The sequence below is a fragment of the Streptomyces sp. NPDC048254 genome (assembly GCF_043201895.1).
Taxonomy (GTDB): Bacteria; Actinomycetota; Actinomycetes; order Streptomycetales; family Streptomycetaceae; genus Streptomyces.
Map to the genome: position 1 here is coordinate 331,409 of NZ_JBICZJ010000009.1, position 19,848 is coordinate 351,256.

Sequence of the window (19,848 nt, forward strand, 5' to 3'; positions counted from 1 at the left end):
CGTAAGGGCCCCCGACTTCGGTCGGGGGCCCTTTGCGTCGGTGGAGGGGCGAGGGGTCTTGGCAGGGGGAGCCGCCGGTTGGATGCCGACGGGGCGGTCAGGAGGCCGGCAGGCCGGCCAGCCAGTCGACGAGCAGCCGGTTGAGGTCGTCGGGCCGTTCCTGCTGGATCCAGTGCCCGCAGCCGTCAAGAAGGTGCGCGGAGACCAGGCCGGGCAGGGTGACCGGGTACGCCTCGATGGCCTCGGCCAGCCAGTTCGTGGAGGCGTCGAGGCTGCCGCCGACGAACAGGGAGGGCTGGGTGATCGGGGCACCGTCGTAGGCGGCGAGGTCCTCCCAGTCGCGGTCCATGTTCCGGTACCGGTTGAGCGCGCCGGTGAGCCCGGTGCGTTCGAACTCCCCGGCGTAGACGTCGAGATCCCGCTCGCCGAGCCAGCCGGGCCGACGGCCGACGGGAAACCGGTCCCTCAGGGTGCCCCCCCGCACCGACGAAGTGCGGGTCGGGGGCGTCGGGTCCGGGCATGGTGTCGCCGGAGAAGGCGGCGTAGAACCCCGCGAGCCACCCCCGTACATCGGGCTCGATCTCCCCCTCGGCCCGCCCCGCCTCCTGAAAGTACGAGACGTAGAACTCCCCGCCACCGCCACCGCCCCCGCCGCCGCTGCCCATCTGCGCGAAGACGTCACTGGGCCGGGGGCCGCCGCGCGGGGCGTACGGCACGCTCAGCAGCCCCACGGCCCGGAAGACCTCGGGCCTGAGCAGCGCGGAGTTCGCGGCGATGGTGGAGCCCCAGTCATGGCCGACGACCACGGCCGACTCCTCGCCGAGCGCACGCACCACGGCGACGTTGTCCTCGACGAGCTCGCCCATCCGATAGGCGTCCGGCGCGACCGGTTTGCCGGAGCGTCCGTACCCCCGCACGTCGATGGCGACGGCCCGGTATCCCGCCGCGGCGAGCACCGGCAACTGATGCCGCCAGGAGTACCAGCCCTCGGGAAACCCGTGCACGAGCAGCACGAGGGGCCCGGTCCCCTGCTCGACAAGATGAATCCGCCGTCCACCACCGGAAACAACCCGATGCGTACCCTCCATGGCCCCTCCTCGGTCTCGGTCCCAGCGCCTCAGCGCCTTACCAAGGATCATGCGAGCGCCGAGTCCAGGACCACGACCTCATTTGCCGATCCGGCAACCCCACGAAGACCTCGTGGCCGGCGACCACAACCTCACCGAAGGCCCGTTGTCAGTCCCCCCCGGCTAGGGTCACAACCGCGCGGCCGGCTTCCGGGGGTTCCAGCTCCGTAGGGAATGGTTGCATCCCCGATCTGTCGGGGGCGGCCCGGAGACACGTCCGGGACCCAACCGACGGTCGGGCCTAGTCGATGGCCAGAGAGAGACCTGCCAGCGCCGGCCGCGCACCACATTTCGGGCGTCAGCGGGGTGGGCTTCTTCTGGCAGCCGCGGTTCCAGCGCCGGGGCACGGCTAGGACGGTGTCCGGCCGGTCCCTGCCGGCCACCCGCGGTGCTCGAACCACTCCGGTGCGAGGATCGACATCACGACGGCGTCCACTCGCCCGCCCTCCCACAGCAGGGCGTCACGCAGGACGCCCTCGGGGACGAAGCCCACCTTCTCGTAGACCCGACGGGCCCGCGGATTGAAGGCGTACACCTCCAGCAAGATGCGGTGCAGCCCCAGTTCCTCGAAGCCGTATCCGACGATCAGCCTGGTCGCCTCGGTCCCCAGACCACGTCCCTGCGCGTCGGGCACGAAAGCGATACGGAAACTGCAGCTCTCGTTGCCCGCGTCCCACTCGTTGAGCACGGCTTCCCCGACGACGTTGCCCGTCGCCCTTTCCACCACGGCCAGGTCCAGACGGTCGTCCTGGTCGGCACGGGTGCCGTACCACGCTCGTAGCCGCGCCTCATCGAGTCCGTTCTCACGATGACTGCCGGTCAGCCGTGTCACCTGCGCGTCCTGGAAGACGGGCATGAGCGCAGCCACGTCGTGCACGGTGACCGGCCGCAGCAGGACCGCCTCCCCGTCCAGTGTGGGCTTGCGGCGGAAGCGAGGATGCGGAACATCTCGATCATGATCGGCCATTGCCGCAGTGTGCCGGGTCGAGGGACCTGCCGTCCTGCGGTTTGAGCGTGGGATCCAGGAGGCTCGACGAGGCGCGTGCCGGAGCCGGTACGGATGTCGGCTCCGGCACGGAACGCGTGACGGGCTACTGATTACTGGTTACTGGTTACTTGACGTCGACGAAGTCGCCCGTGGCCGATACGGCCGGGGTGGTCGTCGTACCGGCGAACGAGTAGCGCCAGTAGCCGTCGGTGGTCGCCTTGTAGGTCGTCCTGAGGTTGCCGTGGCTGTCCGTGGAGATGGTCTTGAGGGTCGTGTAGGTGCTGGTTCCCTTCTTGCGGAACTGCAGCTTGACCTTCTGCCCGGTGTAGCCGGCGTACTTGTGGGTGTCCCAGTTCGCCCGGGTGAGAGCGCCGGTGACGGTGAGGGTCTTGCCCTTCCTGACCGGCTCGGGCGCGGCGTTGGTGGTGAGCTTGGACAGGCGGCGGACCGTGGGAGAGGCCTGCCCGGCCAGCTCGGCGGTGCCGATCTTGCTCACGTCGGCCGGGTCCCCGGGCTTCTGGCCGTTGTAGGCGATCGCCCAGGCCACGGCGTGCCACTTCGCTCCGGCGTCGGCGTTGTGCAGGTCCGAGCGCGGGTAGATGTCGACCTTGCCCTTGCACGACATGCCGGTGACGACCTTCTCGTACGAGGACTCGGAGGAGGTCACGTCGCACGTCGCCGGCTGGTCGCCGTAGAGGTCGCTCGTCGGCTTGGTGGCGGACCCGCGGTAGAGGTCGAGACCGACGAAGAAGTCCGGTGCCGAGACGTCCACGTTGGTGGCGGTGAGGTTGAAGCTGTAGGACACGTGCACGATGGCATCCGTGCCGACGGACACGGCGGACTTGCCGCTGGCGACCTTCACCTTGGAGAAGGTGACGGCCAGCGGGTAGGGCTGCTTGGCGGTTGCGGTGGTGGCCGTGCGCGCGCTGCCGTCGGCGGACGCGCCGGCGAGCTGCCAGGGCCGTACGGAAGCCGGGGCATCGGCGGCGGTGGCGACCGGAACGGCAACCCAGGTCAGCGCGGCGGCGCCGCAGGCGACGGCGAGGGCCGCGGTGGTGCGAATACGCATGCGTTCTCCGTGTCAGACGCGCCGGGCACGACAGCGGCAAGCCGTCGTGCCCCGCGCAGGCAATCCATGGACCGACCGGACCCGGTCGGCATTGGTATGTGACTGAGACACGCCAACCCGCGGGAAGGTTGTGCGGCGGGGAACCGTCCAGGGCGATGCGCGGGACGGCGAACCGTCCCACGTCCCGCCACTCCCTGTCTCCCTGTCTCCCTGTCTCCCTGTCTCCCTGTCTCCCTGTCTCCCTGGCCACATCGTGCAGGTATGGTGACGCCTCCGCGGGCCAGGTGAGCGTGGAGTCCCGCAGCCCCGGGAGCGGCAGCACGTGTGCGGACGGTGGGCACGAGCTGCACGCCCCATACGTGGGCTGACATATCCGGGAGTCCTGATGGCGACCACACGGCGTTCCGCCCACCTGCTCGGCTGCGCGCTGATCGCCGCGCTGGCGACAGCCGGCTGCGACTCCGGTCATCAGGACGCCACTTCGGACGGTCGTCCGCCCCGGGCGGCAACAGTGCCGCCCTCAGCATCCACTGCCGGCGCAACCCCTGACCCGTACGCGCCTTCCGTGGCCAGCGCCCCGAAGTTCGCCCCGGACGGCATCACCAGCCTGGCCAGTGGCACTTCGGTCAAGGGCAACGCCGTCTACGAGATTCCCGGCGGCATCAAGGCGGGAAAGACCCTCGCGATCGCCGTCAACTGCCAAGGGGCGGGGCGCCTTACCGTGCGGGTGCAGCCGACGAACACCTTCATTCGGACTCTGTGCGAGAAAGGGAAGGTTTTGCCGACCTTGAACGAGATCCAGATGAGCGAGACCCACTCCAGCGGCTCGGTCAGCTTCACCTCGGAGCCAAACGTCAAGTGGTCGTTCGCGGTTGGCTGGGACCCCAATCCGCCCGAGCGACGCTGAAATCTCCCTCCCGTCGCACCGGCTCCGCCTCAGCGGTCCTGCCTCCGTCGTCCACGACGCACCCCTCCGGCGCTCGCGACGGCGACGAGGAAAGTGCCGCCCACTGTCATGGGGAGGTCAGAGGCGAAGGGCCTGAGAGGGGGGTGTTCAAGGAAGGCCCGGTCGAACGCAATCCCGAGCAGCGCGGCCGTCAGCGTGATCGCCCACAGGAGCAGTACGAGCAACCATGTGCTCCGGGTGCGCAGCCATGAAGTCACCGGATCATCATGCACCTGACGCACCGCCGACCACAGTCCCCCTCGCTTCGTGGAAGGTCGCGCATGGGGACCGGGTCGAAGGCGGCCGCTCGATGCCGGCTGCTCGATCGGGCGCCTGGCCGACAGGCCCGGGGCCGTATTCGGCTGTTTGCCGACCAAAAGAGGTGCCGTGCCGGGCGTCGTGAGCGTCAAAGGTCTTCGCCCTGTGATCATGGAGCGTTCATTAAAAGTGATCGACGAGGAGTTCCAGGTCCCGGGCCCGATGGGTCGCCGCGCTGGGGCGCTCGCGGAAACGCGCTGTAGGTGATGTGGTGAACTGGTTGACCTCGCTGCCGGCGGTGGTGCTGGTTGTGAGCGGACTCCTACTCGCCCTACTGGTCGCGGCAGCGGCGCGGGTCGGCGTCCGGGCGCTCGTACCGGTCGCGGAACGGGATCGGGTGCCGCAGATCGCCACGCCCCTGATGCCGACACTCGGCGCCGCCTTCGCGATCTTCGCGGCACTCTCACTGGCCAGCGAGGCCGGCTACCTGCGCACGGCCGAGGGGTTGGTGAGCGATGAGGCGGCCGCGGCCTCCCGCCTGGCATGGGCGGCGACAAGTCCGCGAGTCCAGTCGGAGCCGATCCATGCGGCACTGCTGGACTACTTGCAGGCCACGCGTGCCGGGGAGTGGGAGGGTACAGCAGCGGCGTCCGGTGACGACCCGGCCACCGCTCGTGCGATCGCACGGCTGGAGCGGAGTGTGCGCACCGAGGCGGCCCGGCCCGAGGTGGGAACCCCGACAGGCACGGAGCTGGTGGCTTCCCTGGACGGTGTCACCAGTAGTCGTCGCGCCCGTGTTGCGGCCGCCTCACGCGACGTTCCCGGACTCTACGTCGTCACGCTTGTGGTCAGCGGACTGGCCTTGATCGTGAACTCGGGCGCACTGGTCTTCCGCAGCAGTGTGCGAACGTCGCTGCTCATTGTGGGGGTTGCGAGTGTGGTCGGGCTGAGCCTGGCCTTGCTCTTCGCACTCAGCGCGCCCTGGAGCGGACCGTTCATCGTCAGTGGGCATCCACTCGACGCCACCATCCGGGACCTGAAGTCCGGCTTCTTCGACGGCGGGCCGTAGGCGGCGGGCGCGATCGGTATCGCTGACAACTGATCACCGGCTGCCGTGGCTGTGGCCGCCCGGCGGAGGTCAGGACGATCTCAGTGACGCGCGGCTTGAGCCCACTTGCCGTACTTGCTCGCGAATCCTGTCCGGCACGTCCTCGCGTACGGACCGTCTCTACGGCATCGAGCGGGATACGGATTCCCGATCACCTCCACGCCCGCTCCAACGGCACGGCGTCGCGCTTGAATCGCGCCGTGACCCGGCGTCCCCGCAACGCCAGTTCAGTCATGCGGCGACCGTACGGCGGGCGTTCGGCTTCTCGACACGGTGTGACGCGATCGGCGGGTCCGATTCCTCTACCACCGTCCAGGACACGCCCTCCGGGAGGGACTGGCTGACGTCTTCGACCAGGACAGCAAGGAGGTGAACCGCTACAAGGATTACGGCCCGAAGAAGCGCAGAACAGGCGAGGAACCGGAAAGCATCAACCGACACACAACCGTCCAGGCTCGTCCGAGGTGTCACCACCGAAGCGACGCGCCATGATGAGTGAGAGTTCGTGCGCTCCGAACCAGAGATGGGCGGGAAGGCGATGGCAGACGAGTGCTTCCTGCTGGTGTGCGACGACGTGCCCCATGACGTGGTGCTCACCGACCCTGGTGTCCGTGTGCTGGATGTCGCTCAGGTCGTGCGTCGGCTGACCGGGCTGAGTCTCTGGCGCAGCAAGGTTCTGGCAACGCAGGTCCCTGCCCTGGTACTCGGCGGCGTGCCCCAGGAAGACGCAGCGGCGGCCGCCCTGGCCCTCCGCGAAGTGAGAGCCCAGGCAGAGACAAGAGAACAACCGGAACCTGAGTTCCTCAAGTACTGAGCGCGGCCCGATCGACCCGCTCACGGCCCCACCACACGGACAAGGCCCCTTCCGGCGGAGAAACCGCAGGCAGGGGCCTTGATCGTGGCGCGTGCGTCTTGCCGTGGATCTAGGTGAGCTGGGTTTTGGCTGGTCAGGAGCAGTGGGCCCGGGCGCTTGGTGGTCGTCATTGGTCGTCATCGGCCGCTGTCGAGCGACCTCGGACGGCCCAGGGACGGCCCAGCTCCTCGGTCCGTGTGGGCGGGTTGCCGGCCTCAGCGCGAGGGGCGCCTCTTCGGGGGGACCGGGCCCGGGATCACATCCTTGCCAAGGTGTTCCTTGATCAGGTACTTGAGCTCCGGCCCTTCGATGAGCTGGAGCCTGCCATGTTGGCGGGCAAAGTCGTGGCTGGCCCTGCCGAACCACGATGTGGTGCTAGGTGTGTTGCTCAGCTCGGGAGGCGCTGAGGCGTAACCCGTCTGAGCTACCCAGGCGGGCGACGTGAGGGGTCGTTTAGGCCTCAGCCATCGACAGCCAGCCACGATGGTGGGTGCGTCGACCGAGCAGGCGCGCGTGTGTCTCGCTGCACCCCCACCGGCCTCAGCCACGCTGCTGGCTTGTCGGCCATCCGTGCTAGCCGCAGGGTTTCTCGTGTTCCAGCTGCAGAGATCACCGATCTTCGGGATTTTTGGGTACAACCTCCACAGTTGACAGTAGGCTCCAGCTCAACTGAGCGCTTCTGCGAGGATGGGGTATAGCCGCAACAGACAAGTTTGATCGTGGGAGGACTCGTGGCGCGTGCAGACTTGCTGCTGGCGTTGGTTAAGTCAGGAGCAGGGGGAGACGAGCTTGCCTTCAGGCGCGCCGCCGAAGCGCTCATCGCCGAGGAAGAAGGCAAGAAGCATGGCGTTCTTGCCTCGCAGCTTGCAGATGCCTTGACGAAACGCCGTCCGGCCCCCGGCAATCAGGTTTCCACACTTGCGCGCAACAGTGAAGCCCCTGGCCTTTTCCATGAGATGGAGCCTGAGAAGCGCATCACCGAGCTGGTCCTCACGAGCGATGTTCGACTTGCGATCAATGAACTCATTGAAGAGCACCACAGGCGCGACTTGCTGCGGAGCCATGGAGTTGAACCCCGGCACAGGCTTCTTTTCGTCGGTCCTCCCGGTGGAGGGAAAACCACGCTAGCTGAGGCAGTCGCCACTGAGCTGGCAGTACCTCTGTTGAGTGTTCGATATGAAGGCTTGATTGGCAGCTATCTCGGCGAGACGGCTACGCGAATGGAAACCTTGTTTGCGGCTGTCAGGATTCGACCATGCGTCCTCTTTTTTGATGAATTCGATGCTGTGGCAAAAGAGCGTGGCGACACTCACGAAACGGGCGAAATTAAGAGGGTTGTAAGCTCACTACTCTTGCAGGTAGACAAGCTGCCAAGTCACGTAGTTGTTGTGGCTGCCACAAATCATGCCGAGTTGCTAGATCGCGCGGTGTGGAGGCGAATGCAGTTGCGACTTGAGCTTCCTCATCCGACGCGAGCAGGCCGGATTGAGTGGCTGAGCGCGTGGTCAGCACGAACCGGTGTCGAGTTCGGCCTATCGTTGCGAACGATTGCAGAGCGCCTAAGTGAAGTGAGCTATGCAGAGCTTGAAGAATTTGCACTAGATGTTCAGCGTCGATCGATTCTTTCTGGGCCGGAACCAGATGTTAAAGAAGTAGCACAAAGGGTCTTGCATCATTGGTCAGTTCGTGTGGGGGAAACTGAATGACAAGTGCGGACGGCGAAGTCTCACGCTCTCGTCCGGTAATCCTAGGGGAACCGGGGCCCTCTGTAAGATTCAGTATGGGGGGTGGCAGCAGTGTACGGGTAAATATCAGCGGAGGCGGTCGCCGCATTGAACGTTTGAACGACCGAATGGATTCGGCAGCCGAGGAGTTGGCAGCTCAAATCCAGGTGGCCGCGTCCATCCAAGAGGCGGATCCTCAACTAGTGCTGGTTTTTGAAGCAATTGAGGAACAGGTCGACCTACAAAAGGTTGCGCAACGTCTCGGTATGGAGGTTCTTATCGAGACAGAAGACGAAGTAGATCCCGATGCGGACTTCACACTCAAGTCTAAGACTCCTCGCAACCCACTTCTTAGCTCCTGCCTTCACGCGGCATGCCTAAATCAGACTGCATTTAATAACCTTCTTGGTAAATGGCGTACTTGGAAGCGTGGGGGAAAACTACCCCACGGCTACGCCCCTCTTCGTGATCTGTTTGTTCACTTGAAGGATGTTCGCCCTTGGGGGCCGCAGGACCGGCTCAAGATGGTGCCCTGGGAGGAGCACTTCGGAGGACAGCTCCCTGGGATTCTCCTCGAAGTGGAAGTAGAGCTTTGGTACAGAAAAACAGTCGCTGCACGCGATAAATCGCAAAGGGAAGTGGCGACCCTTATTTCCCAGGCTGGCGGGGAGATTAGCTCGTCGGTCGTCATCGATAGTATCGGATATCATGGACTTAGGTGCACAGTCCCAACGCAGATCCTTTCTGATCTAGCTAACGGGCATTTTGATAATGTGCAGTTGGTGAAATCTGCCAACGTCATGTACCTCCGCGTCACAGGTCAGGCAATGCCTGTGCACGGTGTTCCGATTGAGTCGAGCGGCGATGCTCCTCTGGTTGCGCCATCGAACCTCGCTCCGATTGTTTGTCTTCTCGATGGAGTTCCTGCAGCAAATCACCCACTCCTCAAGGATCGGGTGTTGGTGCATGATCCAGACGACCTGGCAAGTGACTCCACAGTGAACGAACGCAAGCATGGGACTTGGATGTCTTCCGCTGTAGTTTGGGGAGATCTCAGTGAAGGTGACAATCCCTTGCTGCGTCCCATCTTGGTCAGGCCTATTCTCGCTCCTTCCGACGACACTGCTGACCGAAGTGAAGAACTTCCGCCTGGCCAGCTAGCCCCAGATTTGATGCGGCGCGCTTTCCGTGAACTATTCGAAGAGCACGATGGCGAGGGCCCTGTGGGCGCGGATATCGCTATCGTCAATCTTTCTGTCGGCGATCCTGCGACTCTTTTTGACACCCTAGTTTCTTCGTGGGCCCGCATGCTGGACTGGCTCAGCTACCATTACGGTGTCCTGATCATCGTGTCAGCCGGCAACCATGGCCGACTCCCTCTGTACTCATTGAACACTGAACAGCTTCTGCAGTTGCGTGGTGATGACCGAAGAAAAGCGGTCCTCGAATCTCAGGGGCGCGATCAGTTCAATCGGCGCCTGATTTCCCCATCCGAGTCAATTAATTCAATCACCGTGGGCGCCATCCATGACGATGGGTCCCAGGTGAGCCCGATCGGATATGTCGCGGATCCGGCAGATGGCCTTTTGGCTATCAGCCCCTTTACGGCAGTTGGGACTGGATATAGGCGAAGTCTCAAGCCGGAACTGGCGGCAAGTGGGGGGAAGGCATTCTTTCGAATTCCGCCGCAGCCTAGTGATGCGCTTGAGTTTACCGGCGCCACTACTCGAGGGCCGGGGATCCGTGTAGCAGCTCCCGAGTCTGGACGGGAGTTGTTCATTGCGGGGACGAGCCCGGCGTGCGCTTTGGTAACTCGTCAGGCGGCAGGGCTCTACGAGCTAATTGAACAGATCACGGTCGGCAAGTCTCTAACACGCGGCCAGCGTGCCTCTGCAGTCAAAGCGCTCCTGGTTCATGGCACTGGCCCGCTGGACGTTCCGCAGGGCGACTTTCCTCTAGAACGGGTAACGGGTAACGGAGTCCATACTCGCGACCTGTCGGGTGGCTGTGCCTCCAACGAGGCCGTGTTGCTATTCTGTGGCTCAATTGGGGCATCGGAGGAGCAAGAATTGGTTTTTCCGCTACCCGATGGTTTGAGTGTACGCGAGGTGAAAAAGATTGATGCTACTCTCGCTTGGCTCTCGCCAGTAAATTGGCGGCATCGACAGTATCGGAAAGCCGCGCTCTCGCTTGTTAAGCCAAACGGTGATATTCCCAAGCTGGGAACTCCTGTGGGATTGTCGACGAATACGGCGACTCGAGGAGCCGGTACCGTGCAACATTTGAGCTGGGAAACGCAGCAGGCTTTTGCTTACGGGCATGGATCCGAAATGAGCATTAAGGTCAAATGCTTGGAGCAAGCGGGCGGGTTGGATGGAGCGAAAGTTCCGTACGCCGCTGTAGTGTCATTGTGGGTAGCTCCTGCGGTCGGCGTCGACGTTTATCAGCAAGTCAGAGACCAGGTACGCAGCAGGGTTGAAGTTCGCCCGTAATCCCGCTCAGGCGGCCTACACCTCTTGCGCGGCACGGGCGCCGGCCGGGCTGGAGCGGGGCGGAGGCAGGAGCGCAGGCGCGGCCGGGGGCCGGGGCTGCGCGCGGGGAGCGGAGCGAGCCGCCTTGGACCAGTAGAGAAAGTTGTAACTCACTCTTGGTCTGTGGGGCTGTCCGGTCCCGGCTGATGGTTGACGGTGGGCGTGATCCGCTTTTCTGTGCACGTTGTTGTGGCGTGTGGACGGTGGCTGGGAGGGCGGGGCCGCTTTCGTGGGTTCGGGGGTCAGTCCAGGGCGTCGATGGCCTTGAGGATCAGGGACCGCGCCTCGGCGCCGTACACGGCCATGGCGCGCAGCTGCTCGAACGCCTTGATGTACAGCTCGATCTCGGAGGGCTGTGTGACGCGGACCCGGGCCGACAGCAGCTCCACCGAGACGAGGGTGTCGTCATACACGTGGAACAGCTCCTGCGGCCACAGGACGCGCTCCCGGGTCGCGCCGGGGATGATGCCCAACGAGACGGACGGCAGCACCCCGGCCGTCAGGAGATAGCCAAGCTGGGCTGCCATCGCATCGCTGTCTCCCAACTGGTAGCGGAGAACGCCCTCTTCGATCAGCAGCACGAACCGGTGACCCGGCTCATGGATCACCCTCGAACGCTCGACGCGCGCAGCCGCGGCCTCGTCGGAGTCATCAGGGATACCGAGCAGCCGAGCGTTGGCGGACAGCAGGGCGCACGCGTATCCCTCGGTCTGCAGCAGCCCGGGCACCAGGGTGGGCGAGTAGATCCGGAACAACTGCGTGGCCTGGTACAGCTCCACGTAGCTGTCCTGTAGGCGCTTCAGCCCGGCACGGACCTTGCGCCGCCACTCGCTGTAGAGGGACTCGGCGTCACGCGACTGAGCGATGATGTCCGCGGCCTGGTCCTCGGCACCGCACGCGGTGCACCAGCGGCGGATGTCGTCCGGCGTGGGAGGCGTGCGCGCGTTCTCCAGCCGGGACGTCTTCGGATGCGTCCACCCGCACCGCTCGGCCAACTCACTCCCAGTGATGCCCGCATCGGCGCGCAGGTCTCGGAGCCGCAGCGCGACCCCTTCGCGTGCAGCTTGGGCTGAGGAGGATGGGGAGATGGGCATGAGCCGGCCGTGCACCTTCCGCGCTAGCTGATCCTGTAGTCGTCGTGTGGGGTGGCGCGCACCCACACGGCTTCGAACGCCTCGGCACACAGCTTCGCCGCAGCCGGGTCTTCGCTGATCTCCCCGCCTCCCGATGCCCCGTCCCCGCTGAAGTGATTCCACCGGATCAGCCGGCCGTCGATCAGCCAGAAGTCGTTGCCGGGCAGGGCGATGTCCGAGGCTCGGCGGCGTGGCAGCCAACGCACCTGTTCGCCCGCGTCGATGTTGACCTGCGTGGCCCCGTGTTCGTACCGGATGTAGTCGGTGACCGGCTCGGACACGATGCGGGCTCGGCGCACGACGACGCCGCGGGCGACGGTCCGCCGGATCAGCCTGGTCCAGGGACCCCAGTACGGGGAATCCGGGTTGGTGTCCCGTTCTCCTGTGGCCTTCCAGTGGGTGAAGTCGTCGGCCTCGCCGGCCACCCCGTAGGCGTCCCGCATCTCCAGGTGGACGGCGGAGCGCTCGGCGCCGTCCAGGAGCTCATCGAAGCTCGGCACGCTCGACGGCATCGCACGCCTCCCTCAGGACCGGCACCATGCGGGCCGGGATTCGGACAACTGCCTCATGGTCGGGGATGCCTACCGCGTGCCCCGGCACGGCGAACGCGGCGCATTCCGCTTCGAGCGCCTGGTCCGGCTTCCATCCCTGGATGACCAGTTCGTTCGTGGTGTCATCGACCCACACGGTGGGGCTCTCGCCTGTGCCCGTGTTGGGGTCGATGCCGATGAACCGTAGTGTCATCGCTGCCTCCGCTGCTGGTGGCGTTCACAGATGTACACCACCGTCCAGCAGCTGAGGTAACTGGTCAAGGGTGCACCAGCAGAACCGGGATGCTGTGAACATCGGTGAACATTAGTGGAAGTAGTGCGCGTCACGCTCTTAGCGTCGATGGCCGTAAGAAGAACCCCGGCGAGGCGGTCACCTCCCGGGGAGTGGCCGACTGCGAAGGAGTCGACGTGCCGCACGCTACAACTTCAGGGCCAAGCACGGCAGAGGCGGACAGTCCCCCTCCGAACGTCACGGCGATGCGCCGCAGCACGCTGCTCGTGCTCGCCGTAGACGCCCCTGAAAAGCACTTTGAGGGTGCCGAATTGGAGGGACTCGCGGCGACCTTCCGCGAGTACATCAAGGCGCTCATCCCCGCAGTCCGGGCCAGGGCCTGCGTTCTCCCGGAGGCCTCTGCCAACCGCGCCGCCGCGATGGCGTGCATCGGCGAGGCGGAGATCCGCCTGTGCCTTGGCCCCGGCGACACCGACGCGATCCGCGGTTCCGTCGCCGCCCGGCTGGCCCGCTCGGTGAAAACCCTCTGCGAGCACTACGAGCGGTTGGCCCCGCGGTGACGGCTCCACCCACCGAGGAGCGGAAGGACCTGGCGACACGGAAGGCGGAAGCCCTCCGCGAGGTGGGAGCCCAGGCAGAGACAAGAGAACAACCGGAGCCGGAGTTCCTCGACTACTGAGCGCGGCCCGATCGACCCCCTCACGGCCCCAGGTGACCAAAAAGCCCCTCACCCGCAGAGAAACAGCAGGTGAGGGGCTTGATCGTGCAGGCTTACTTCTTCTTGCCCTGGTTCTTGACTGCCTCGATTGCTGCTGCCGCTGCGTCCGGGTCGAGGTAGCGGCCGCCGGGGGTCAGTGGCTTGAAGTCGGCGTCGAGGTCGTAGTAGAGGGGGATGCCCGTCGGGATGTTCAGGGACGCGATGTCGGCGTCCGAGATGCCGTCGAGGTGCTTGACCAGTGCGCGCAGGCTGTTGCCGTGGGCGGCGACCAGGACCGTGCGGCCGGTCAGGAGGTCGGGGACGATGCCGTCGTACCAGTACGGGAGCATCCGGTGGACGACGTCCTTGAGGCACTCCGTGCGGGGGCGCAGCTCCGGGGGGATCGTCGCGTAGCGGGGGTCGGCGGCCTGGGAGAACTCCGAGTCGTCGGCCAGCGGCGGGGGCGGGGTGTCGTACGAGCGGCGCCAGAGCATGAACTGCTCCTCGCCGAACTCGGCCAGCGTCGCCGCCTTGTCCTTGCCCTGGAGCGCGCCGTAGTGGCGCTCGTTCAGGCGCCAGCTGCGGTGGACCGGGATCCAGTGGCGGTCCGCGGACTCCAGCGCGAGCTGGGCGGTGCGGATCGCGCGCTTCTGGAGCGACGTGTGGACCACGTCGGGGAGGAGGTCGGCGTCCTTCAGGAGTTCGCCACCGCGGACTGCCTCCTTCTCGCCCTTCTCGTTGAGGTTGACGTCCACCCAGCCGGTGAACAGGTTCTTCGCGTTCCACTCGCTCTCGCCGTGGCGGAGGAGGATCAGCTTGTACGGTGCGTCGGCCATGGGTCAGAGCGTAATCCACGTGTTCGGGGCGGAGTGCCCGCGCCCGGAGGGCGTCCCAGACGTCGGACAGTTGACTGCTTTTGTTAATTGAGTGGCTCAGGTGAGCGACGCATAAGTAATGTCCGCTCAGTCCTTGCGTCACTTACACCTTGTCCTGGGGGAGTCATGCCGTCCGTCGCCCTGCGGCGCGCTGTCCGGGAGACCGTCTCCGGTCTGCCCCGTGAGTTCTGGTGGCTGTGGACCAGCACCCTCGTCAACCGGCTGGGCGCCTTCGTCGCCACGTTCATGGCCCTCTATCTGACGCTGGACCGCGGATACAGCGCCTCCTACGCCGGGCTCGTCGCCTCCCTGCACGGACTCGGAGGGGTGGTCTCCGCCCTGGGCGGCGGGGTGATGGCCGACCGGCTGGGGCGGCGGCCGACCATGCTTCTCGCCCAGGGCTCCACCGCGGGGGCCGTCGCGCTGCTCGGGTTCGTGCGGGATCCCGTCGCCATCGCCGGCGTCGCCTTCCTCGTCGGCATGGCCTCCAACGCGTCCCGGCCGGCCGTGCAGGCGATGATGGCCGACATCGTGCGGCCGCGGGACCGGGTGCGGGCGTTCTCGCTGAACTACTGGGCCATCAATCTCGGGTTCGCCGTGTCGTCCATGGGGGCCGGGTTCATCGCCGAGGTCAGCTATCGCGCCGGGTTCCTGATCGAGGCCGGGATGACCGCCGTCTGTGCCGTCCTCGTCTTCGCCAAGGTGCCCGAGTCGCGGCCGGAGCGCGCCGCCAAGGGGGCCGGCACCAAGGGCGGTGGCGCGGTCAGCCTCTGGACCGTGGTGCGAGACGGGCGGTACATGGCCGTCGTCGGGCTGTCCTTCCTCGTCGCCCTGGTCTTCCAGCAGGGGTCCGTCGGACTGCCGGTGGCGATGGGCCAGGCCGGGTTCTCGCCCGCTGACTACGGCACGGCCATCGCGGTGAACGGCGTGCTGATCGTCGTACTCCAGATTCCCGTCACGCGGGTCATCGAGCACCGTGACCCGCGGTCGCTGCTCGTCGTCTCCTCCCTCCTCGCGGGGTACGGGTTCGGGCTCACCGCCTTCGCCGGGTCCGTCGGGGTCTTCGCGCTCACCGTGTGCGTGTGGACGCTCGCCGAGATCGTCAACGCGCCGACCCAGACGGGGCTGGTGGTGCGGCTCTCGCCGGTGCACGGGCGGGGGCGCTATCAGGGCATGTACTCGCTGTCCTGGTCCGCCGCCGCGCTCATCGCGCCGCTGATGTCCGGTGTCGTCATCGACCGGTTCGGGGCGCGGTGGCTGTGGGGGGTGTGCGCGGTCGTGGGGACGGCGGCGGCGTTCGGGTACGGCGTTCTCATGCGGCGGCTGCCGGAGGAGCGGACGCCGGAAGAGCGCGTGTCGCAGGAGCGCACCCCGGCCACGAAGGACGCGGCCGGGGCAGAGGCCGAGGCACGCGCCTGACCGGCAAGCGCCCCGGCCCGCGGGGCCCGGCCCGGCCGCCTCAGTTCGAGCAGCCCGTCACCACGACGGGGCTTCCCGCGCAGTTCGTCGGGATGTTGCGGCTGATGTCCGAGTCGATGACCGTGAACTGGTTGGTCGTGAAGACGCCTCCGGGAGCCACCGTGGAGGCGTTGTTGCGGACGTGGGTGTGGTCGAGGGTGACCGATCCGGCGTTGTTGTAGATGCCGCCGGCCCGGGAGCTGCCGTTGCCGTTCGCGCTGTTGCGGAGCACCTCGCTGCCCTTCAGCACGAGCACGGCGCCGCTGGTGTTGGAGATGCCGCCCCCGGCTCCCGCCGTGCCTCCGACGACGTTGCCGCTGACCTCGGTCTTCTCCAGCCTCAGGTTCGACAGGTTCTGGATGCCGCCGCCCACGGTACCGGTGGTCGTGTTGTTCGCGATCTTGCTGTCGCTGAACTCCAGCGATCCGGCCCCGCCGTTGGTGACGCCGCCACCGCCGACGGCCGACGTGTTGCGCCTGACGAGGGTCGCGTGCAGGAAGGCGTTGCCGGCGACCCGGGCGAGGGCACCGCCGATGTTCCGGGCGTGATTGCGGCTGAGTTCGGAGTCGTCCACGCTCAGCGTTCCCCCGCTGTACAGCCCGGCACCGTTGAGCGCGTTGTTGAACGCGATCCAGCCACGCCGTACGACCGCCGTGGCGCCCGCCGGCACCGCCACACCGCCGCCGCTGCCCGACGCGGTGTTGTCGATCACGTCGACACCGACCAGCGTGAGCCTGCCGCCGGAGTCCACCAGAATGCCTCCGCCGTCGCCGCTGACGCTGCCGCCGCGGACGGCGAGATCCTCCAGGCGGAGGTTGCCGCCGGAGATGACATGGAAGATCCGGAACTGGGCGGTCCCGTTCCCGTCGCGGACGATCGTCGCGCCGTTGCCCCGGATCGTGAGGCGCTGGGCGATGGTCGGCAGACCCTCACCGCTGGTGAAGGCCGAGGTCAGATGGTAAGTGCAGGCAGGCGCGAGGGAGAGCGTCTCGCCCGGTGACGCCGCGTCGATGGCAGTGGTCAGCGCCGTCGTGCTACAGGGAACCGAGGTCCCGTCATCCTGGCCCACGGCGGTCGCCGGTCCGCCCGTCACGCTCGTGACGACCGCCGCCGCCACCGCCGCCATGCTGCTGAATTTGATAAGTCGCATGACAGTCAGATGCGTCGTTCGCCAGGGAATGGGGCGAGTGTGATGATCGGATCACCCGGTCACGCCATGTGATTCCTCCGACCGGCCCAGTCCGCCGTTCACGGATACACCGGGCCTCACGCACACATCCGCGGATACATCCACCCTCACGGATGCATCCGCGCCCCCTTCAGCACCTTGTCCACCCCGTTCCGGGGCCCGTACACCGCGAGCCCCACCAGGTCCAGCTCCGCCGTCGGCACCGCCCGGACGGCCGCGCGGTTGTCGCGGTCGTTGCCGGTGGCGAACAGGTCCGCGGTGAACACGGCCCGGGGCAGTGCCCGGCTCAGCGCCCGCTCGTGCGCCGCCTTCATCGTCTCCTTCGTGCCCTCGAAGACCAGCACCGGCTGCCGGAACATCGGCAGGTACGCCACCCCGTCGGCGTCCCCGTACGGCTCCCCGACCACCTCGGGGACCGTCGCGCCCAGGCCGCTGACCAGGAACGCGGTGACATTGAGGCGCTGCCAGGGCTCCAGGTCGTCCCGCAGCAGCACGGCGATCTTGGTGTCGAAGCGGACCTCGGGACGGACGTCGGAAGGGGCGGGCGCGATGGGTTCAGTGCTCATGCAATGAGACTGCCGATCGTCGTACGGCCTCGTCTTGTACGTTCTTTGCATGGCCGCCCGGCAGCACCTCACGGAGGAAGTCACCGCCTGGCGCCCCCGTGTCCCGGGCGTCACCGAGGTCTTCCACGCGCACTTCACCGAGTACGCGTATCCGATGCACGTCCATGACGCCTGGACGCTGCTCATCGTGGACGACGGCGCCGTACGGTACGACCTCGAACGGCATGAGCACGGCACCCCGGACGACACCGTGTCCCTGCTGCCGCCGCACGTCCCGCACAACGGCTCCCCGGCCACGGCGGACGGGTTCCGCAAGCGCGTGGTCTACCTGGACGGCACCCTCCTCGGGGACGAGCTCATCGGCGCGGCCGTCGACGGACCCGACCTGCGCGACCCGCTGCTGCGGCGCCGCGTCGGCCGGCTGCACGCCTCGCTCGCGCGCCCCGGCGACGAACTGGAGGCCGAGAGCCGGCTCACCCTCATCGGCGAGCGGCTGCGCGGCCTGCTCCGCCCCCGGCTCACGGCAGCACCGAGGCCCGCCGATCCGGCCCTCGCCGGCACCCTCCGCGAGCTCCTCGACGAGCGGGTCGGCGAGGGGCTCGCCCTGGACGAGGCCGCGCGGCTGCTGCACGCCCACCCGGCCCATCTGGTACGGGCGTTCAGCGGCGCGTACGGCATCGCCCCGCACCAGTACCTGATGTCCCGCCGGGTCGGCCGCGCCCGCCGGCTGCTGCTCGACGGCGTCCCGCCCGGCGAGACGGCCGCCGCCACCGGCTTCTACGACCAGGCCCATCTCACCCGGCACTTCAGGAAGCTGGTGGGGGTGACCCCGGGGCGCTACCGGTCCAGCGCGCGCTGAGCCTCGTACAGGTTCCGCGGCCGCACCGCGTCCCAGGTGTCGTACAGCTCCAGGCGGGAGTGCAGGTCGCCGGTGAAGTCCGGTACGTCGATCTGGTCGAAGTCGGTCACCTCGTTCAGGCCGACCGTCGCGGACCAGGGGGCGAGGCCGTCGAGGCGCATCAGGCCCGCGCGGCCGTTGGTCACGCGGACGTTCCAGTGCGTGAACCGTGCCCCGAACAGCGGCCCCGCGTTGGCGTCGCCGCCGTGCCGGCCGTTGTTGTTCACCGTGATGTCGGTGCGGACGTTGGCGAAGGGCAGGCCGCGGTGGGAGTCGAAGGTGCCCATCTGCATCTCGCCGCGCGACCACACGTTGTGCGACGACAGGCCCTCGACGTTGATGCCGTGGAGCTGGGTGTCGGAGGGGGCCGGGACCGTGCGCTGTTCGACCGTGAAGTCCTCGATCAGGTTGTCGTGCGAGCCCTCGCGGCAGAAGTAGGGGTGGTGCTCGCCCCGGCCGCCGACCCGGGTGCGGCGCAGGGCGCAGGCGGAGGCGGCGACCAGGCCGAAGCCGTTGTCGACGTTGCGGACCGTGACGTCGTCCACCCAGCAGTCGTACGCGCACTGCAGGACGACCCCGTTGTAGCCCTTGTCGAGGAGGTGCGGGGACTGCGGGGTCTCGACGACGTCCAGGGTGAGCCCCTCGACCCCGGATCCGGTCAGTTCACGGACGTGGGTGGTGAGCTGCGGGTTCCATTCGGGGCGCAGGTCGACCGGGAGCGGGCGCTCCAGCGTCACCCGGTGTCCTCGTACGGCGGTGACGCGGACGGGCCATTCGTAGGGGACGTAGGACAGCAGCTTGGTCTTGTCCTCCCAGGAGTACGCGGCCGGGCCCGGGCCGCCGCCCGACATGTGCTGGAGGAGGGTGTGGGCGGAGTCGTCGGAGACGCGCAGCAGGACCAGGCGGCCGGGGCGCAGCCGGGACGGGTCGGTGACGGTGACCGTCCACTCGCCCCGGCGGGCGGGGGCGACCGGCGTCAACTGCTCCCACTCGTCACGCTTGTTGCCGGTCCAGCCCTCGAACGGCCAGTCCTGCGCCTTGATCGCGGCGGTCAGGGAGTCCCAACGGGCCTTGGGCGCCAGCCAGATCAGGCCGCCCGCCCAGGACCACGCCGACTTCGTGCCGCCGTAGCGGGAGCCGTAGGGGCCGATCAGCTCGGTGAGGTTCTTCGTCGCGTGCAGCGTCGTACGGCCGCTGCCGGCGCCGCGCAGCACCACGTGGTCGTAGGCGAGGTGGACCAGGCCGTCGATGCGGAAGGTGCCGGGCGGGATGGTGACCGTGCCACCGCCGGCCCTGGCGGCAGCGGCGATGGCACGGTTGATCGCGGGCGCGCAGTCGGTGACGCCGTCGGCCACCGCGCCGAACGCGCGGACGTCGGCCACCACGGGAAGGCGGCGGATCCGTGCCGCTCCGGCCCGGCCGACGTACGGGATCTGCGGGTGGGTGAAGGGGGTGCGGGTGAACTCCCGCCAGAGGGACGGGACTTCGCCGCCCGAAGCGACCGATGCGGCTGATGCCCGGGCGGGGGTGCCCGCGACGGCGGTCGCGGCGACCGCCGTTGCGCCGGCGAGGAGGCTCCGTCTTGTCATGCCGTGCTGCGCGGTGTTCATTCCGGCGGTGCTCATTCCGTACGTCCTTCCCATGG

At 67.2% G+C, this 19,848-nt stretch carries 18 protein-coding genes; 8 read left to right on the top strand and 10 right to left on the bottom strand.

Annotated features, from left to right (window positions below):
* Positions 1–185 precede the first annotated feature (185 nt).
* The 3 genes from ACGFZQ_RS26135 to ACGFZQ_RS26145 all read right to left on the bottom strand — a co-directional run bounded on the left by ACGFZQ_RS26135 (position 186) and on the right by ACGFZQ_RS26145 (position 3,184).
* A complete protein-coding gene (locus ACGFZQ_RS26135; protein ID WP_393842342.1) occupies positions 186–1,139 on the bottom strand; it encodes an alpha/beta fold hydrolase in 954 nt (317 codons plus the stop codon).
* A 337-nt stretch (positions 1,140–1,476) separates the two neighbouring features.
* Entirely contained in the window at positions 1,477–2,094 is a 618-nt protein-coding gene (locus tag ACGFZQ_RS26140; RefSeq protein ID WP_393842343.1) for a GNAT family N-acetyltransferase, read from the bottom strand.
* 145 nt (positions 2,095–2,239) lie between these two features.
* Entirely contained in the window at positions 2,240–3,184 is a 945-nt protein-coding gene (locus ACGFZQ_RS26145) for a hypothetical protein (protein WP_393842344.1), read from the bottom strand.
* A 385-nt stretch (positions 3,185–3,569) separates the two neighbouring features.
* Here ACGFZQ_RS26145 and ACGFZQ_RS26150 point away from each other — a divergent pair, with 385 nt between their 5' ends.
* From ACGFZQ_RS26150 to ACGFZQ_RS26170, 5 genes are all read left to right on the top strand, one after another.
* The gene (locus ACGFZQ_RS26150; RefSeq protein ID WP_393842345.1) at positions 3,570–4,091 is read left to right on the top strand and encodes a hypothetical protein; all 522 of its coding nucleotides are present in this window, start codon (positions 3,570–3,572) and stop codon (positions 4,089–4,091) included.
* A 568-nt stretch (positions 4,092–4,659) separates the two neighbouring features.
* Positions 4,660–5,457: a hypothetical protein gene (locus tag ACGFZQ_RS26155; protein WP_393842346.1), complete on the top strand. Its 798-nt coding sequence runs from the start codon at positions 4,660–4,662 to the stop codon at positions 5,455–5,457.
* Between the two features lie 577 nt (positions 5,458–6,034).
* Positions 6,035–6,310, top strand: coding sequence for a ribosomal protein L7/L12 (locus tag ACGFZQ_RS26160; RefSeq protein ID WP_393842453.1), 276 nt, complete (start codon positions 6,035–6,037; stop codon positions 6,308–6,310).
* 770 nt (positions 6,311–7,080) lie between these two features.
* On the top strand, positions 7,081–8,055 hold the full coding sequence (locus ACGFZQ_RS26165) for an AAA family ATPase (RefSeq protein ID WP_393842347.1): 975 nt from the start codon (positions 7,081–7,083) through the stop codon (positions 8,053–8,055).
* 221 nt (positions 8,056–8,276) lie between these two features.
* Positions 8,277–10,565, top strand: coding sequence for a S8 family peptidase (locus ACGFZQ_RS26170; protein ID WP_393842348.1), 2,289 nt, complete (start codon positions 8,277–8,279; stop codon positions 10,563–10,565).
* Positions 10,566–10,846: 281 nt separating this feature from the next.
* On the opposite strand, the gene ACGFZQ_RS26175 is transcribed toward ACGFZQ_RS26170, so the two are convergent.
* The 3 genes from ACGFZQ_RS26175 to ACGFZQ_RS26185 are packed head-to-tail and all read right to left on the bottom strand — an operon-like array spanning position 10,847 to position 12,481.
* Positions 10,847–11,698: a helix-turn-helix domain-containing protein gene (locus ACGFZQ_RS26175; protein WP_393842349.1), complete on the bottom strand. Its 852-nt coding sequence runs from the start codon at positions 11,696–11,698 to the stop codon at positions 10,847–10,849.
* 23 nt (positions 11,699–11,721) lie between these two features.
* A complete protein-coding gene (locus ACGFZQ_RS26180; RefSeq protein WP_393842350.1) occupies positions 11,722–12,249 on the bottom strand; it encodes a DUF6879 family protein in 528 nt (175 codons plus the stop codon).
* On the bottom strand, positions 12,221–12,481 hold the full coding sequence (locus ACGFZQ_RS26185) for a hypothetical protein (protein WP_393842351.1): 261 nt from the start codon (positions 12,479–12,481) through the stop codon (positions 12,221–12,223). The genes ACGFZQ_RS26180 and ACGFZQ_RS26185 overlap by 29 nt, the downstream gene beginning before the upstream one ends.
* 284 nt (positions 12,482–12,765) lie before the next feature.
* On the opposite strand from ACGFZQ_RS26185, the gene ACGFZQ_RS26190 reads away from it, so the two are divergent.
* Positions 12,766–13,080 carry a DUF6415 family natural product biosynthesis protein gene (locus ACGFZQ_RS26190; RefSeq protein WP_393842352.1) on the top strand — a complete coding sequence of 105 codons (315 nt, stop codon included), beginning with the start codon at positions 12,766–12,768 and terminating at the stop codon, positions 13,078–13,080.
* Positions 13,081–13,291: 211 nt separating this feature from the next.
* Here the strand turns inward: ACGFZQ_RS26190 and ACGFZQ_RS26195 are convergent, their stop codons facing one another.
* Entirely contained in the window at positions 13,292–14,053 is a 762-nt protein-coding gene (locus ACGFZQ_RS26195) for a phosphoglyceromutase (RefSeq protein WP_382534866.1), read from the bottom strand.
* A 165-nt stretch (positions 14,054–14,218) separates the two neighbouring features.
* Between ACGFZQ_RS26195 and ACGFZQ_RS26200 the strand changes: the two genes are divergently transcribed.
* The gene (locus ACGFZQ_RS26200) at positions 14,219–15,511 is read left to right on the top strand and encodes an MDR family MFS transporter (protein WP_393842353.1); all 1,293 of its coding nucleotides are present in this window, start codon (positions 14,219–14,221) and stop codon (positions 15,509–15,511) included.
* A gap of 40 nt (positions 15,512–15,551) precedes the next feature.
* Here ACGFZQ_RS26200 and ACGFZQ_RS26205 read toward each other — a convergent pair whose 3' ends face one another.
* Together ACGFZQ_RS26205 and ACGFZQ_RS26210 are read right to left on the bottom strand one after the other, a co-directional pair.
* Complete coding sequence (locus ACGFZQ_RS26205) at positions 15,552–16,700, bottom strand: hypothetical protein (protein WP_393842354.1); 1,149 nt, start codon at positions 16,698–16,700, stop codon at positions 15,552–15,554.
* 146 nt (positions 16,701–16,846) lie between these two features.
* A complete protein-coding gene (locus ACGFZQ_RS26210) occupies positions 16,847–17,356 on the bottom strand; it encodes a DUF2000 family protein (protein ID WP_393842355.1) in 510 nt (169 codons plus the stop codon).
* Here ACGFZQ_RS26210 and ACGFZQ_RS26215 point away from each other — a divergent pair.
* A complete protein-coding gene (locus ACGFZQ_RS26215) occupies positions 17,355–18,164 on the top strand; it encodes an AraC family transcriptional regulator (RefSeq protein ID WP_382534875.1) in 810 nt (269 codons plus the stop codon). The genes ACGFZQ_RS26210 and ACGFZQ_RS26215 overlap by 2 nt on opposite strands.
* Here the strand turns inward: ACGFZQ_RS26215 and ACGFZQ_RS26220 are convergent.
* Positions 18,143–19,828 carry a glycosyl hydrolase family 28-related protein gene (locus ACGFZQ_RS26220; RefSeq protein ID WP_393842356.1) on the bottom strand — a complete coding sequence of 562 codons (1,686 nt, stop codon included), beginning with the start codon at positions 19,826–19,828 and terminating at the stop codon, positions 18,143–18,145. The two genes, ACGFZQ_RS26215 and ACGFZQ_RS26220, sit on opposite strands and share 22 nt — an antisense overlap.
* Positions 19,829–19,848 lie beyond the last annotated feature (20 nt).